At 45.8% G+C, this 15,081-nt stretch carries 7 protein-coding genes; 4 read left to right on the top strand and 3 right to left on the bottom strand.

What is annotated here, in order from left to right:
- The first annotated feature begins 98 nt into the window (after positions 1 to 98).
- Positions 99 to 1,052 (top strand): hypothetical protein, encoded by a 954-nt coding sequence (locus QUA90_RS28600; RefSeq protein WP_333448589.1) that lies wholly within the window; start codon positions 99 to 101, stop codon positions 1,050 to 1,052.
- Positions 1,053 to 1,115: 63 nt separating this feature from the next.
- On the opposite strand, the gene QUA90_RS30610 is transcribed toward QUA90_RS28600, so the two are convergent.
- The 3 genes from QUA90_RS30610 to QUA90_RS28590 all read right to left on the bottom strand — a co-directional run bounded on the left by QUA90_RS30610 (position 1,116) and on the right by QUA90_RS28590 (position 2,939).
- Positions 1,116 to 1,325, bottom strand: coding sequence for a DNA/RNA non-specific endonuclease (locus QUA90_RS30610; protein ID WP_445300150.1), 210 nt, complete (start codon positions 1,323 to 1,325; stop codon positions 1,116 to 1,118).
- A gap of 760 nt (positions 1,326 to 2,085) precedes the next feature.
- Entirely contained in the window at positions 2,086 to 2,331 is a 246-nt protein-coding gene (locus QUA90_RS28595; RefSeq protein WP_333448588.1) for a CopG family transcriptional regulator, read from the bottom strand.
- Positions 2,328 to 2,939 carry a ParA family protein gene (locus QUA90_RS28590; RefSeq protein WP_333448587.1) on the bottom strand — a complete coding sequence of 204 codons (612 nt, stop codon included), beginning with the start codon at positions 2,937 to 2,939 and terminating at the stop codon, positions 2,328 to 2,330. The genes QUA90_RS28595 and QUA90_RS28590 overlap by 4 nt, the downstream gene beginning before the upstream one ends.
- Positions 2,940 to 3,511: 572 nt before the next feature.
- Between QUA90_RS28590 and QUA90_RS28585 the strand changes: the two genes are divergently transcribed.
- From QUA90_RS28585 to QUA90_RS28575, 3 genes are all read left to right on the top strand, one after another.
- Positions 3,512 to 11,308 carry a S8 family serine peptidase gene (locus QUA90_RS28585; protein ID WP_333448586.1) on the top strand — a complete coding sequence of 2,599 codons (7,797 nt, stop codon included), beginning with the start codon at positions 3,512 to 3,514 and terminating at the stop codon, positions 11,306 to 11,308.
- Positions 11,309 to 11,739: 431 nt separating this feature from the next.
- Positions 11,740 to 13,347 carry a DUF3466 family protein gene (locus QUA90_RS28580; RefSeq protein WP_333448585.1) on the top strand — a complete coding sequence of 536 codons (1,608 nt, stop codon included), beginning with the start codon at positions 11,740 to 11,742 and terminating at the stop codon, positions 13,345 to 13,347.
- Between the two features lie 505 nt (positions 13,348 to 13,852).
- On the top strand, positions 13,853 to 15,081 hold a 1,229-nt coding region (locus QUA90_RS28575), incomplete at its 3' end, for a DUF4114 domain-containing protein (protein WP_333448584.1).

Below are 15,081 nucleotides of genomic sequence, written 5' to 3'. Positions count from 1 at the left end.
AAACCTTTTAAGTGGACATACAAGGGTAAAGTCTTGGCTGTTTAATAGTCTGTGTATTTACGCCGAGCTGTACTAGCGATTACAGCGAAGTGCCGGCGGTGAAGGTTTTGCGCGGACGGCTGTCACTGGCAACTAAGGAATTGAAAAACCACGTTCCAGTGGCGGATGTGGATAAGAAGTGGCTGGATTTGCCGTACGTTTGGGAACTAATTGTCGAACCGCTGCGCTTGGAGTGCCAACCGAAGTTGGCGTGTGGCTCTGGGAGGTCTCTGAAGGCGATTGCTTACAGCTTCCAGCGTTACGTGCTCTGGGGGTGTTTGACCTATAGCCCTCCCCGGCGACAGCAGGAGTTAAGGGAGCTGAAAATGGCTCTTGAGTGTCCTGTGAAGCGGCCTGTGGATGTGCCTCCTGACGGTTTGTACCAGCCTCTGCCTACGGGTCGCAATCGCGACCGGAATTACGCTTATCTGTATAGGACGCCAGACGGCCGCTGGTTCAAGGATGTAACGCTAGAGTCTTACAAAACGGGTGAGACTTACGGACACCAAGATTTGGAGATTCCCAACGTGCAGTTCCCTGACGGGCGCTGTTTCTATGACTATTTGGAAACCTGGCTCTATGGCTATTATAAAATGCCGGATGGGAGTTGGCGCTCCTGTGGGGGAACTTTCAACCCAGGTGAGCATAAGGTTGGGCGTTTGTGGCCGGGTCGCTTGCAGTTCGACCCGGTGGGTGAATTCGTTTTTGTGCGGCACAATGGCACGCCTTTTGCTGAGGACAGTATGGCTAGCTATATCAGTAATGCTGCTCATGCTTTGACGGGGCAGCGGTTGACTCCTCACTTGTTGCGGGACATTTTTGCGACTCATTTTTTGGATAACGCAGCCTCTGACTCGGACATTGCTTCTCTGGCTTATGGCATGGGTCATAGCCCGCAGATTCTCCGGGCGAGTTACGACCGCCGCAGCCCTGTGCAAAAGCACCGACCGATTCAGTTAGCGGTTATGGAGTTAGTCCAGAAGTCTTTGCATCCCGACTCAACTTCTGACTAGCGAACCGTAATTCGCTTTCCCCTGCATCACCGTGCAGGGGTTTTTTTTACTGTTTTTCTGACTTTAATTACAACAGGACTTACGAAAGTCATGCCACACAGGTCTGTTGAGTTCAGGCACTTGGGGCATCATATTGCTGATTAAAAAGGTAGCGTTGTAATTTGCTTCGTTGCGGGTGCGGTCTGCACTTGGTGCAATGTGTGTGTGCCCTGTTGTAGCTGCTTCCTGTGTTATGGCTTGGTCGCACTTTGTACTGAGCAGCAGGGAGAGCATCGCCGGGGCGGAAGTTGTCTTGGCAATCTGCTGCCCCCATTCAAGAGCGGTTCAGTTGCTACGAAACCCAGTTGGCAGTGTGAGTTTTGCTGTTGGGGGAAAGCACGTACGGCGGCTTCATTATTAACATTAAATAGTTATCGATGCTGGCAACACTGGGAGCTGCATTACTGGGATTGCCCAGACGTAAGTTGCGGTTATTAATGGCGCTCGCTGAGTGGTTCTCTGGTGCTTGGTTTGGGTTGCTGCACCCTTTTGGTTTCTCAAGACCAATTTGAGGAAGCTGAGACGGCGGTGAGGGCGCAGTTAGGTTGCAGCCGCTAATAATCCCTACCAACACTCTTGGCGATCGCCCCCCGTTGCCACAATTTCCTCACTGTCAGCCGCTCCCATTTTCATCGTTTATGCCAAGCTTATCAGCAGCCTGACATTTAACCCCAAGAATGCAGCAACCGCCAAACAACGCGAAATTCCCCAGATTAAGCTATATAAATGTTCAAACATTCAAATGTCTAAACATTCAAGCATTTAGCGCTAGGGCTTTCCCATTCAGGTCGAACTTTTCGCTTGCAAGCTCAACTAAAAACAGAGATGGCTTGTGACTCGCGAGGGCTCTCAGGATTCAGAGCAATAGTCCCCAACAGATAGACCGTTCGTGCGGGGCGACTCAAAAAGGATTGGGAGCCACACAGCGACACTGTTTGTAGTTTTTAGGAGGCAGGCTTACGTCAAATGCTTAAACATTCAAACATCTAAATGCTTAGATGTTATCGTCGGGTTTGAACTTCTGGAGGTATTGAGCCACAGACTTTTCCACCAGCTCGCTCATTTCCTGACCTGACTGCGCTGCTGCGGATTTAAGTTGGCGGTGCAGAAGTTTTGGCAGGTAAACGGTAGTGCGGACAAAGTTGGGGTCTTTGCTTTTAGATAGCGCGGTGCTGGGAGAAAGGTCGGGTTCACCTGGTTTGAGTTTCTTGGCCTTCAGTAAATCATCAAAGCGACTCATGGCAGTATCTCCTTTCCAACAGCGGTGTAGCACCCCCAAGCAGCTTTAGCGTAAGGGTCTTTGATAGCGTTTACAGGAACCCCAGCGAGGGCAGCTTTTTGAAATACCGCCAGCCTTCTTATATCAGACTTGAAAATAGGCAATCCCGCTTTTTCGATTGTTGCCCTAGATTCAGCCCCGACTTTACTCGGAGCGGGTGGGATGACTGTAAGTAAAATGCGGTAATTGGATTGCAGAGAATAGAGAGCTTCCACCATTTGCAGCATAGCGCTCAGGGCCATAGCATCGGGAGAGCTGGGCAATATCAGTAAATCGCACCCTTGGGCTAGAGTTTTCAGGTCTTCTGGGGTTGGCCGTGCGGGCGTATCGATGACGATGTGCTCGTAATCCCTGGCATAGCGCACGCCTTGCTTTTCATCGACTACTTTGAACGGCAGGGAACCGCGAGCAGCCCAATCTAAGGCACTGCGGTTGAGGTCGCCATCTACCAACAACGCGGGTGCTTTGGTCTGCAAGTAAGCAGCTAAGTGCAGCGCTGTGGTTGTCTTCCCGACTCCGCCTTTAAATGAGGCGATTGTCACAATCATAGGTAAGCCTGCTGAGTTCATCAACTAGATTTTACAGCTTAAACATCTGAATGTCTAGATGATCGAATGTTTAGATGGCTGAAATCTCGAAAAAGCCATCCATATTTTCTAGGCTCAGAAGCTTAGCCAGAGCGATCACATCCTCTTGTCAAATCTCCAGTATGTTTGTCTCCAGGTACTCGTTGGCTGGGAATGAACGCGCGTGCATCGGTTGCCACCCCAGTCGCGACCGATGGCAACGTGCAAATGCGGGCGTTGCTCATTTACGGTATGAAAAGCTAAATATGCAAGTCATAGAAATCAGTATTCGCAAAGCTTCGGGAGCTTCAACTGATTTTTTTCATACCCTGATTAAGCAACACCTGATGTAGGAGACCAGAAAACTAAAAATTTGGGACACAAGTACGGAAGAGCCAAATAATCAGGTATTATTTCTGAGTGATCGACGTAATGTAAGGTAGCGTTCAAGTTTTGGGCGCTCGGCCGCTCAAATATAAACTTATGTAACAATTTACCGCAATTCGCATAAAAACCTCAAGGTACTCCAAATAGATAGTTGAGCGCGTATTCAACCAACTATTTTCTGGGGTAACATGACTGAACTTAACATCGGGGCATTGACTGGCAGCACAAGCTACACTGGTAGTGTTGATACTACAAATATCTTTGACCTTTACAAATTTAACATCAACAGTCCGGGAAGTTTCCAATTTTCGATCGACGGTTTGAGCGAGAATGCCGACGTATTTTTGTTAAACTCTAGTGGCGCAACACTTTACAGTTCAACCAACGCGGGAACCAGTGCAGAAACAATTAGCGCTGACAGCTTAGTAGCCGGAGACTATACACTCAAAGTTTTGCCAATCAGCGGCGACATCAAATACACGCTGAATTTAGTACCAACTAGCACTCAAAAATCCTCCGACGCAGACACCCTCACTGGTGCAAAATCAGATTCTCCACTTCCCTCAAACAGCACCGAAACTTCAGAAAAACCGACTGCAAACAAAGATGTAATTACAGGAGATCCTGTTGATAAGAAGACTGTGACCGCAGAAACAACAACAACTACCGACAAACCAGTCACTACAGACTCCGAAATGACTCTCACTTCTGAACCAGAAAAACCTGTAGCAACGAGTGAATCGGCGACCGAAACATCAACAACTACCGACAAACCAGTCACTACAGACTCCGAAATAACTCTCACTTCTGAACCAGAAAAACCTGTAGCAACGACTGAATCTGCCGCAGAAACAACAACAACTACCGACAAACCAGTCACTACAGACTCCGAAATAACTCTCACTTCTGAACCAGAAAAACCTGTAGCAACGAGTGAATCTGCCGCAGAAACAACAACAACTACCGACAAACCAGTCACTACAGACTCCGAAATAACTCTCACTTCTGAACCAGAAAAACCTGTAGCAACGACTGAATCTGCCGCAGAAACATCAATAACTACCGACAAACCAGTCACTACAGACTCCGAAACAACTCTCACATCTGAACCAGAAAAACCTGTAGCAACGACTGAATCTGCCGCAGAAACATCAACAACTACCGACAAACCAGTCACAGACTCCGAAACAACTCTCACATCTGAAGCGGAAAAACCTGTAGCAACGACTGAATCTGCTAGCGAAAAACTGCCAAGTGAAGAGACTACATCTCCACCAGACAAACCACCAACTGATTCGGCAATTTCAACCGCCGAAAAACCCAGCGAAACTGCTGCCACAAACAATCCAAATAGCACAGCCGCCGCCAAAACAGATGCAGTTGCAGGTGAAACGGTTGCCACTGAAGAACCAAAAACAGGCGAGACTTTAGTTGCTATTTCCCCAGATGCCAGCAAGCCAGGGGACGAAACAAATACTGACACTAGCAACGGGGAAGAAACAGAGAAAGAGAATTCAACTACTACCGTAGCAACAACTGAAACCCCAAAAGAACCAGAACCGATTACGGAGAAAAAGTTAATTTCTCCCTTTATATCGGGGGTATTTACTACAGATCAAACTGGTCGCGTCAGTGTAGACTACACATTTGATGGTGGGATGTTCCAAGGTGAGTTAGCTATTTTCAGTTTAGACGATTTAGATAAACTTGAACCTGGTTCGGAAGCATTCATTAAAGAAGTAGCTACGCGTTCTTTAAGTAACTCTGTGAAAGGTCATGTAGTGATTAATGATGCTACAGAAGGTGCGCGGTTTTCCGGTTTGTTAGGAGAGAGTAATGCCAACGAAGGAGTCTACTTAGGAGTCAAGAGTTTTGCCGTAACTGCTGGGGGTAAATATGGGGTGATGTTGGTACCCAACGGTAGTGTAAAGTCTGTGTATGATAATCCGACTGTTGGCGGCGATCAACGTCCTTTATTTTCTATGGCAATGGCGAATCCTGTAGAGGGATTTCACTTTGGTCAAATTGCCGATGTCACGGGAGAAGGTAATACCTTTGTCATGGAGGATATGCGGTTAGATGCAGGGAGTGACAGGGATTATAATGATATCATTTTCCAAGTGCGGGGTGCAACGGCAAAAGCTGCTTTGCTCGATACTGTGATTAACCCGGATAAAGAGTGGCGAAAAACCGAGTTGGGCAAGGCACTTATTGCTTATGCGAAACCTTACATTACCCCGGAACCAAAACCAAATGTAGATGCTGAATTATCGGATTTACTTGATGATTTAGAAACGGAAATTCTGAATCCATCAACTTCAGATCAAGAGCCTCCCAAAACTCCAGCGCCTGCCACTACTACCGACGAAGATACTACTGATGCAGCCCAAATTGAAACAGCCGACAAAGTAGATACAAAGCCTACTACTCCAGCGGTGACAACTGAAGAAGAAGTCAAAGATACTGCGAATAATCCTGGTGATTCGACTCAGGTTGAAACAACGGACAAGGTAGATGCAAAGCCTACTACTTCGGTGACGACTGAGGAAGAAGTCAAAAATACTGAGAATAATCTTGGTGATTTGAATCAGGTTGAAACAACCGACAAAGTTGATGCAAAGCTGACAACAGGTGAGACAACTACACCAACTGCTGGCAAAGATACTGTGGCGGATTCGGCGGAAAAATTACCAGTTGGAAAAACGCCTCTTCCCGTAGCGACAACTGAGGTAAAAGACCAAGTTACTGAAGCACCAGCAACGCCCATTTTTCCCGCTCAATCTAACGCTGAGATGGAAGTGGCCGCAACGACACCAACGGAGAAACTAGAAACAAAACCAGAAATTTTGCCAGGAGAAATTCAGGTAAAGGTAGAAACAAAACCAGAAATTTTGCCAGCGGAAAGTCAGAGTAAGGTAGAGACAAAAGCGGAAGTTTTGCCAGCGGTGGTAATTCAGGCAGAAATAGAAACAAAGCGGGAAGTTTTGCCAGCGGAAAGTCTGACCAAGGTAGAAACAAAACCGGAAGTTTTGCCAGCGGAAAACTCGGCGAAAGAGGAATCGAAGCAGGCTTTAGTAACTGAGGTAGAAAAAACTGAAACAACTAAAGTTGTTGTAGTCGCAAATCCTGTAGAGTCGGTGAAGGAAAGTCAGACAACAGCGGCGTTTGAGAGTAAAGAAACTCCAGCGGTTGTGCCACCGCTAGCAGCGCCGACTATGCCAGTTTTAGGTACGAATAGTGCTGTAGATTGGCAGAAAAAGGAGATAGTTATTCAGACTGAGACTGGAGGTGTTAATGATGTTGCACCAAAAGAGTCATTGCCAATTTATCCAACAGTTGAAAAACCAACTGAGGATAATTCGACTGCTGCGGTGACTCAACCAGTTAAGGAGGAAGTAGCACCCAACAATAATGATGTCAATGCTGATTGGATAGCGCGATTGGAAAGCATTAAACAACGTTTGAGTAATTTGGGTAGTGCTGATGTTGTGACCGAAGATGCGATCGATCGCACTTTGATTGCTCGTTTAGAAACCATGACTGAGAAGTTGAGGGAGCAAACTCGATCGACTCCTATTTCGGATAATACAGCGACGTTGATTTCGCGGCTGGAAGATATGGTGGTGAAAGTCGCACCACCTGCGATCGAGCCTATTCAACCAGTACAATTTGAGTTTCCTGTAGTAAATCAGCCGTTAGTGGGTGTAATTGATACGGGTTTCAGTGGCAATAATCCTGATATTGACTATTCACGGATTATTTTAGGGCGAGATCGCGTTTCTAATGATGCTAACCCCTTACTGACCACAGGTGAAGGCAACGAACACGGTACGCACATTTTAGGCATTATTGGCGCAACTCAAAACAACGGTGTGGGCATTGATGGGGTGAACGATAAAGCGCCTTTGTGGGTGGGGCGTGCGATCGGCTCTGGACAGTGGGCGGAATCTTTGGTTGAATTTGTCAATGCTGCTGTCGAGTCGAATCAACCGAATGCAGTTGTGAACCTTAGTTTAGATTTAACTCAAATCAATCCTGATGGTAGCGTTACTACTCGCTATGAATTTACGCCGGAGGAAAGGGCTGCGATAGAATATGCGCGCCAGCATAACGTATTGCTGGTAGTGGCGGCTGGTAACGATGGCGGTGTGATGTCAGTTTTGGGTCAAGCTTCGCAGGAATTTGACAACATTATTACTGTCGGTGCGGCGGAACGAATTAATGATGAAATTGCACTTTCTAAAGCTTACGATCGCGCGAGTTATTCCAGTTACGGTCGCGGTTTAGATATTTTGGCACCTGGAGGAACTGTTCAGAATCCACAATTATCAACAGTTGGAGATGGAGTTGGTTTCATATCAGGAACATCAGTAGCAACAGCGAAAGTAACGGGTGCTATTTCTCAAGTATGGGCGGCAAATCCTAGTTTGAGTTATCGTCAAGTGATTCAGATTATCAAAGATACAGCCACTGATTTAAAGACTCATAATTGGGATGAAGAAACTGGTGCTGGGTTGTTGAATATCACAGCAGCAGTGGATTTAGCCAAAGCGACTGAACCGATCGACTCTCCTGTTCCCAAGCCAGACAAACCACTACCAGTCGATCCACAAACAGGGGTAGAATATAAACCTGGTGAGATTTTGGTTAAGTTTAAGCCGGGAGTAACTAATGCTGACATATTGACAGTTTTTCAGGCACAGAATGCGATCGCGATCGAAAATCTGTTTCCAGAAAGCAGCAGCGACTTAACAGACGGTCAGTGGAAAGTATTAAAATTTGCCCCAGATACTGACTTAGTGCAAATTCGCGCTGCCTTAGCTCTAGATTCAAATGTTGCAGGAATCGAACTTAATTACAAACTCTCCATCAATGCAACCCGCGATCCAATGGTCAACTCACTGTGGGGTTTAAATAACACAGGACAAACTGGCGGTCGCGTTGATGCTGATATTGATGCACCCGAAGCATGGCGGATTCAAACTGGTAGCAAAGCTGTTACGGTTGCTGTGATTGATTCAGGTGGAGACTACAGACACCAAGACCTAGCTGCCAACACTTGGCGAAACACGCGAGAAATTGCTGGCAATGGTGTTGATGATGACCGCAACGGCTTTGTTGACGACGTATACGGTTATGATTTCATCAACAGAGATGGCGATCCGATGGATGACAACGGACATGGGACGCACGTTGCAGGAACTATTGGGGCGGTTGGCAACAATAATATCGGTGTGGTGGGAGTAAACCACAACGTCAGTCTTATGCACCTGAAGTTTCTCGGTAGCGATGGTTTTGGTAATACCCTTGACGCAGTACGAGCTGTTGACTATGCAACCCGCATGGGTGCAAAGGTAATTAACGCCAGTTTTGGTGGTGGTGGATATTCGCAAGCTATGTTTGATGCAATTAGCCAAGCGAATAACGCTGGAGTGCTATTTGTGGGAGCAGCAGGAAATGACGCTAACAACAATGACTCAAATCCAGCTTTCCCTGCAAGCTATAATGTTCCTAATATCATATCTGTAGCTGCGACAGATCATAACGATCAACTAGCTTGGTTCTCCAACTATGGACGCAATAGTGTTGATTTAGGCGCTCCGGGAGTCAATATCCTCAGCACTTTACCAGGGAATCGTTATGGTTCATTCCAGGGCACTTCAATGGCAGCTCCTCACGTAGCCGGTGCAGCAGCGCTACTGTTAGCACAGAAGCCCAATCAAAGTCCAGTTCAACTCAAAAATATTCTAATGGAAAGCGCCGATCGAGTTGCTCCTTTACAAGGAAAAACTGTAACCGGCGGGCGATTGAACATATACGGAGCGCTGAGTCAGATTGCGCCACCAGCGAATCCGATCGGTCGTGCCTCACGCGCACCAAATTTATTCATAGATGCCTACAACCGCGTCAATGGTCAAAGTCGCGGGCTCAAAGCTCAAGGTGATGCTTATCGGTGGGGCAATGGCTGGACACAACGCTTCCTCGACACCAATAATAATGAAGTGTTGCTCATGCTCGAAGATGCTCAAAGCCAAGCCTACGTGGTATGGGGAGAAATTCTCAAAGAGTACAAAAATGTGGGTGGTCCTGTTGGGGCAAACCTTCCTGGCCGTGGCTGGGCGTATCTCGGCTATCCCCGCTCTGACGAAAAAGGTGGCACCAGCAGCAAAGGCTCACCCCTGGCCTTACAAGAATTTGCTGGTGAGAATGGTAAAGCACGGCTTTACTACCACTGGAATAACGGAAATCGAGTTGCTACCTGGGGAAGCGTCGGTGCTTACTACATCAATATTGGTGGTCACAATCACTGGTTAGGAGCTCCAATCAAGCGGGAATACATTGATGGGGACACCATTTTTGCTGATTTTGAAGGTGGTCGTATTGCCTTCCGAACCAGTGACGCCAAGACAGAAACTTTACAACCAGGTCAACAGCCATCTTGGCGACAAACTCCCAAATGGCAATTAGATATCGAAAACGAATATCAACAGACTAAGGGTTTATTGGGAAATCCCAGAAATAATACCTATTTCAATGCAGGAACCACCTCTGCTGCTCCCGCAGGCACAACAGGAATAGGGAAAGATTACGAATGGGGCAGTATCCATTGGTCTCAAAAGTATGGCGCGGTTGCCCTTTGGCGGGATTTACAGCGGGAGTACGAGCAATATAGCTCTCCTAACGGTTCGGGCGGTTGGTTAGGCTTCCCCACTCGTCGGGAATATGCCTGGAATGGAGGAATGCGAACAGACTTTGAAGGTGGCTACATTTTCTGGGATGGCCAAAAAGCTAAAGCATATCGTCCTGGGGAATCACCTAATAATACTCAGCCACCTAATTTCGAGATGGGTCGAGTCAGTTCGCGGGTTGGTAGTGTACCACTCAATATGAGAAGTCAACCTAACACATCTCAAGCCCCAATTGGTACGCTGTCTGTAGGTACGGAACTGAAGATTTTGCGATCGGTGCAAGGTGGAACTTATAATCCCGGCAATGGTAATCGTAATGATTGGTATGAAATAGAGGTTGGTGGTAAGCGAGGTTATGTTGCTGCTTACTATGTTGATAAAGGTTCTAGTAATCAAAATCCTGGGTTACAGTTCTCAACAGTCACCAGCAAGGCAACAGGCAAAGCACTAGATGCGGGCGGCAGCAATAATTCAGTTTATCCACATCCATCGCCTAATGCTGGGAATGAGTTTCAGCAATGGGGGTTTGAGAAGGTAGGTGATTATTACATGATCATCAACAAAGCAACGGGGAAAGCTTTAGATGCTGGTGGAGGTAATAATACACTACCTTACATCCATCCTAACCCTAATACGCAGAATCCTTTCCATCTCTGGAATCTGCAACAAGTGGGTGATGCTTATATGATCGTCAACAAAGCTACGGGAAAAGCTTTAGATTCAGGCGCTGAAAATGGCAATCAGATATATATGCACCCCACTCCGATGTCATGGAACCCCTTCCATCTGTGGAAACTGAACTTGCCAAATGGTGGCAATCCAGGTCATCTTAATCCCTTGGTAACTAGACAAGGGGCGCAATACTTCAAGGATCGTCCTCAGTTCTATACGACCGGTAATATTTTTGCCCAATCAATGTATGGTTCTAGTTTGGTTGGTGGACGGGGTTATACAGAAGGAAATTGTACCTGGTATGCTCATGGTCGCCTTTTGCAAATGGGTAAAAATCCCTCTGCTTTGAGAACAATGTCTGGAAATGCGAATCAATGGCATAACCAAATGTCCAATGGCACGGGAGCTTTTTCATCACCCCAAGTTGGCGATATTGCACAATGGACAGCTAATGGAGCTAACCACGTAGCTGTTGTTGAACAAGTCCACTCGAACGGCACGATTACGATTTCTGAGTCACACTATGATACCAATTGGGATGGAGGTAGCAGTGGAACATTGCATTGGGTTCGGACTATTTCTGCCAGTTCTCCTACTCGATACATTCGAGTTCGCAATGCCTAACATACAACCTATTTGGAGGTAAGCCATATTCTAGGGTGCATTAATAAGACACCCTACGTGATTTGAGAAAAGCGATCACCCTTTTCTTCCCCCCAACCCACGAAACCCGGTTTCTCACTCCACGCGATCGCTCTTTTGGGAATGGAGAAGCGCGATCGCTTCTTCCCTCAGACAAAAGCGATCGCCCTTCCTGAGTCAACTTTTCCCGACTCAAATTTGCGATTTGTAAAGTTTTCTGAAGATTAAGCCGCGTTTCGCATAAAACTAGCGCCTCGCTCCTAATAGATAAGTTAATACAGGGTCAGGAGACAATATTATTGTGTCCATACAAAATTAGGTCGCTTTTTTAGAGTGACAAAAGCGATCGCATTTTGGAGAGATAGTTTCTTGGTAGACACACACTTAACGTTTATTTCTTTTCAGAGGTGCACATGAAAAAACAAAACAAACTGTTTCAACCAGCTCCCTTGAGCAGATTTGTTCAAAAAAGTCTGTCCCTGACTGCTTTTACCCTATTGGGATTGATCGTTATTGAACCGGTAAATGCCCTAAGTCTTCATACTGGTTTCGCTTCCTATCAGATTCAGGATCTCGGCTCCGGTAGTAGCTATGGTATGAACAATCTCGGACAAGTGCTAGTTGGTCGGGGTGGTAGTCCTGTGATCTGGGATGGTGATCGAGTTATTGAGATCAAAGACAGCACTTGGGCTTACCAAATCAATAATTCGGGTCAAGTCGTGGGTCGTTATCTTGGTCAAAATTGGATAGATAATGCCTATCTTTGGGAAAACGGTCAAAGGACTGACCTCGGTTATAATGGTGGCATCAGCAGTGCGGCCCTAGACATCAATGATGCTGGGCAAATAGTTGGTAAGTTTAACCTTGCTAGCGATAAATTTAATCCTTTTCTGTGGGAAAATGGCACGATGATCGATTTGGGTACTCTTGGTTTCAATGGAGGAGCCCAGGCGATTAACAACCAAGGACAAGTAGTTGGTTATTCAGGTCTTCGTTTTGGCACAACTCATGCTTTCCAGTGGGAAAAGGGCAACATGATTGACCTGGGAACTCTTCTAGGTTACGACCAAAGCATAGCTAATGATATTAATGATGCAGGGCAAGCAATTGGCCATTCATCAAATACCAGCATTAAGCAAAGTCATGCTACCTTGTGGTCAAACGGTAAAATCACAAACCTTGGCACTCTCGGTGGCAATCAAAGCAGTGCGGTTGCTATTAACAATAAAGGGCAAGTAGTAGGTTATGATACTACTACTGGCAATGGTGGGCTACTTCACGCATTCATCTGGGAAGATGGCGAGATGGCTGACCTCAATAGCCTGATTCCTATGGGTAGTCGCTGGTTTTTACAGCAAGTAAGTGACATTAACGATAACGGACAAATTCTGGGTCAAGGCATTAACCGTGCGACTGGTGAAACTCATGCTTTTATCCTCAATCCGATCGCCGGCACTTCTCAGCGAAATCCCTTGTTACCTAGTAATTTTGAGAATAATTGGTATAAATTTGATAATGTGTTAAATCGTCAGTGGTTCGATCCGCCAACGGCTGCTGGTTTTACATTCAAAATCAGCGATAATGTGGCTTCTAGTGGCGGTGAAATCATCGGTAGGACAATTCCAGAAGAAGCCTCATTATTTACTAAAATTCTCAGTTTGCCTAGCGGTATTGATGCTGACGAACTTTTCAGTGTCTTAGTTGGTCGCAAAGAAATCGGTAAATTCAAGCCTAATGAAGTAGTTGATTTTGTAGCTTTACTTGGTTACGGTGTCTCCGAGTTTAGTGTCACTGGGATCGACGCAGCAATTGACCCGAAAAACCCCCTCGCTTTCCCGATTAAATTAGAATCCAATCAGGATCAATTTTCTTTTAAAATGCGGGCGATGGAGCAAGAAGAAATTGAAGCTGTTCCCGAACCTTCAGAAATTGCTGGGATAGTAACTTCTGCTGCTTTTTTTGCTGGGCTGGTGTTCAAGCGTAAACGTAAATCAGAAATTGCGATCGCTAAGGATGTGTAAGTAGTCGGACATAAATAAACGTAACTATGTCAGTGCGGAGAGTTGCGAAGCACGAAGCAAACTAAACTAATCGCAAGGCTTTGGGATTGCTTCGTTCCTCGCAATGACTTGCAATATATATGTCCGATTACTTAGTTGCTTTTAATATCAATAGGAGTTATGCAAAAAAAACAACACACTATAGTGGTTTATCAAATCTTCATAATAACTTCATCAAATCTTCATCAAAATATTGATTTGCATAGGGAGAAAACACCTATAATACATTTTATCAAAAGTAATCACTATTTATATCACTGCTAAATTCTGGATACGGACAGGTCTTTGTAACTTTTTAGTACAAAAACAGGTAATCTGCATAAAAAGTAAGGCTTCGCTCCAGATAGATAGTAGACCAGAGATCGCAAACGATCGACAGGCCAAGTAGCTATGAGGGCGTGAAAAGCGGTCGCGCACTCCTGCTAGTTACTTTTTCTCAACCTAAGTTTATTGATCAGGGTGCAAAATGTCCAATATTCAAATCGGTAGTCTCACAGATAACTATCTCAACATCGGCTTTGCGGGCAAAAATAGCCCGACAGATACCTATTTTTTCAGCCTCACTAATATGGGTAGTACCCGCATCTCCGCTGAAGGTTTTAGCGGCGATCTCAATATGGAAGTGCGGGACCTAGAAGGGAAGGTCATCAAAAGTATCGTAACTAGCGGCACCAATATCGGCACTCTGAGCATAGATAATTTGGGGCCGACAGACTATACTTTAAACGTTTCTCCTATTTCCGGCGACACAAACTATCAAGTCAGTCTCACTCCCAAGGGTAAAATCGATCCGTTAACGGGGATGAATATTGAATATGGATATTTCATCACCGATCAAAATGGTAAAGTTGGCTTCGATTTCCTTCACGATGGTGGCCGATATCAAGGAGAAATAGCCATTTTCAGTCTGGATGGGATGGAAAATTTTATTCCAGGTTCTCAGGAATTTATTAAAGAAGCAGCAAGTCGGGCACGCAGTAATTCTGAATTAGGTCATATCGTAATTTCTGATGCTACAGAAGGCGCAAATCCTGAATTTAGTGGCGGTTTAGGAGAAGAGGATTTTAACAAAGGGCAGTATCAAGGTGTAAAAATTTTTACGATGACTCCCGGCAAGGCATTTGCTGTAATGTTAGTGCCTAATGGTACGGTGAAGGAAGTGTTTAATGATTTTGGGATTACTGGGCCAGAACGTCCATTGTTTTCATTGTCTAGCAGCAACCCGAATGGTGCTTTTCTCTATGGTCAAATAGCGGACATTACTGGTGATGGAAAGGCATTCGCGATCGAAGATCAACGGGCTGATAGTAATTCAGATAAGGATTATAATGATGTTATTTTCAATGTGACTGGTGCGACTGGTAAAGCAGTATGGGTGAAAGATGTAATCGCTCCTGCTAAGGATTGGACTGATACTGAAACTGGCAATAAATTAATTGAATATGTTAATAAATCAACCTTGGCAACACCCACGCCAACGCCTGAGCTAACACCAACACCAACACCAACACCAACGCCTGAGCTAACACCAACACCAACACCAACACCAACGCCTGAGCTAACACCAACACCAACACCAACACCAACGCCTGAGCTAACACCAACACCAACACCAACACCAACGCCTGAGCTAACACCAACACCAACACCAACACCAACGCCTGAGCTAACACCAACACCAACACCAACACCAAC

The organism is Microcoleus sp. D3_18_C4, assembly GCF_036702355.1.
Taxonomy (GTDB): Bacteria; Cyanobacteriota; Cyanobacteriia; order Cyanobacteriales; family Microcoleaceae; genus Microcoleus.
The sequence above is the reverse complement of the archived record's forward strand: the minus strand, read 5'-3'. Positions and strand labels throughout refer to the sequence as shown.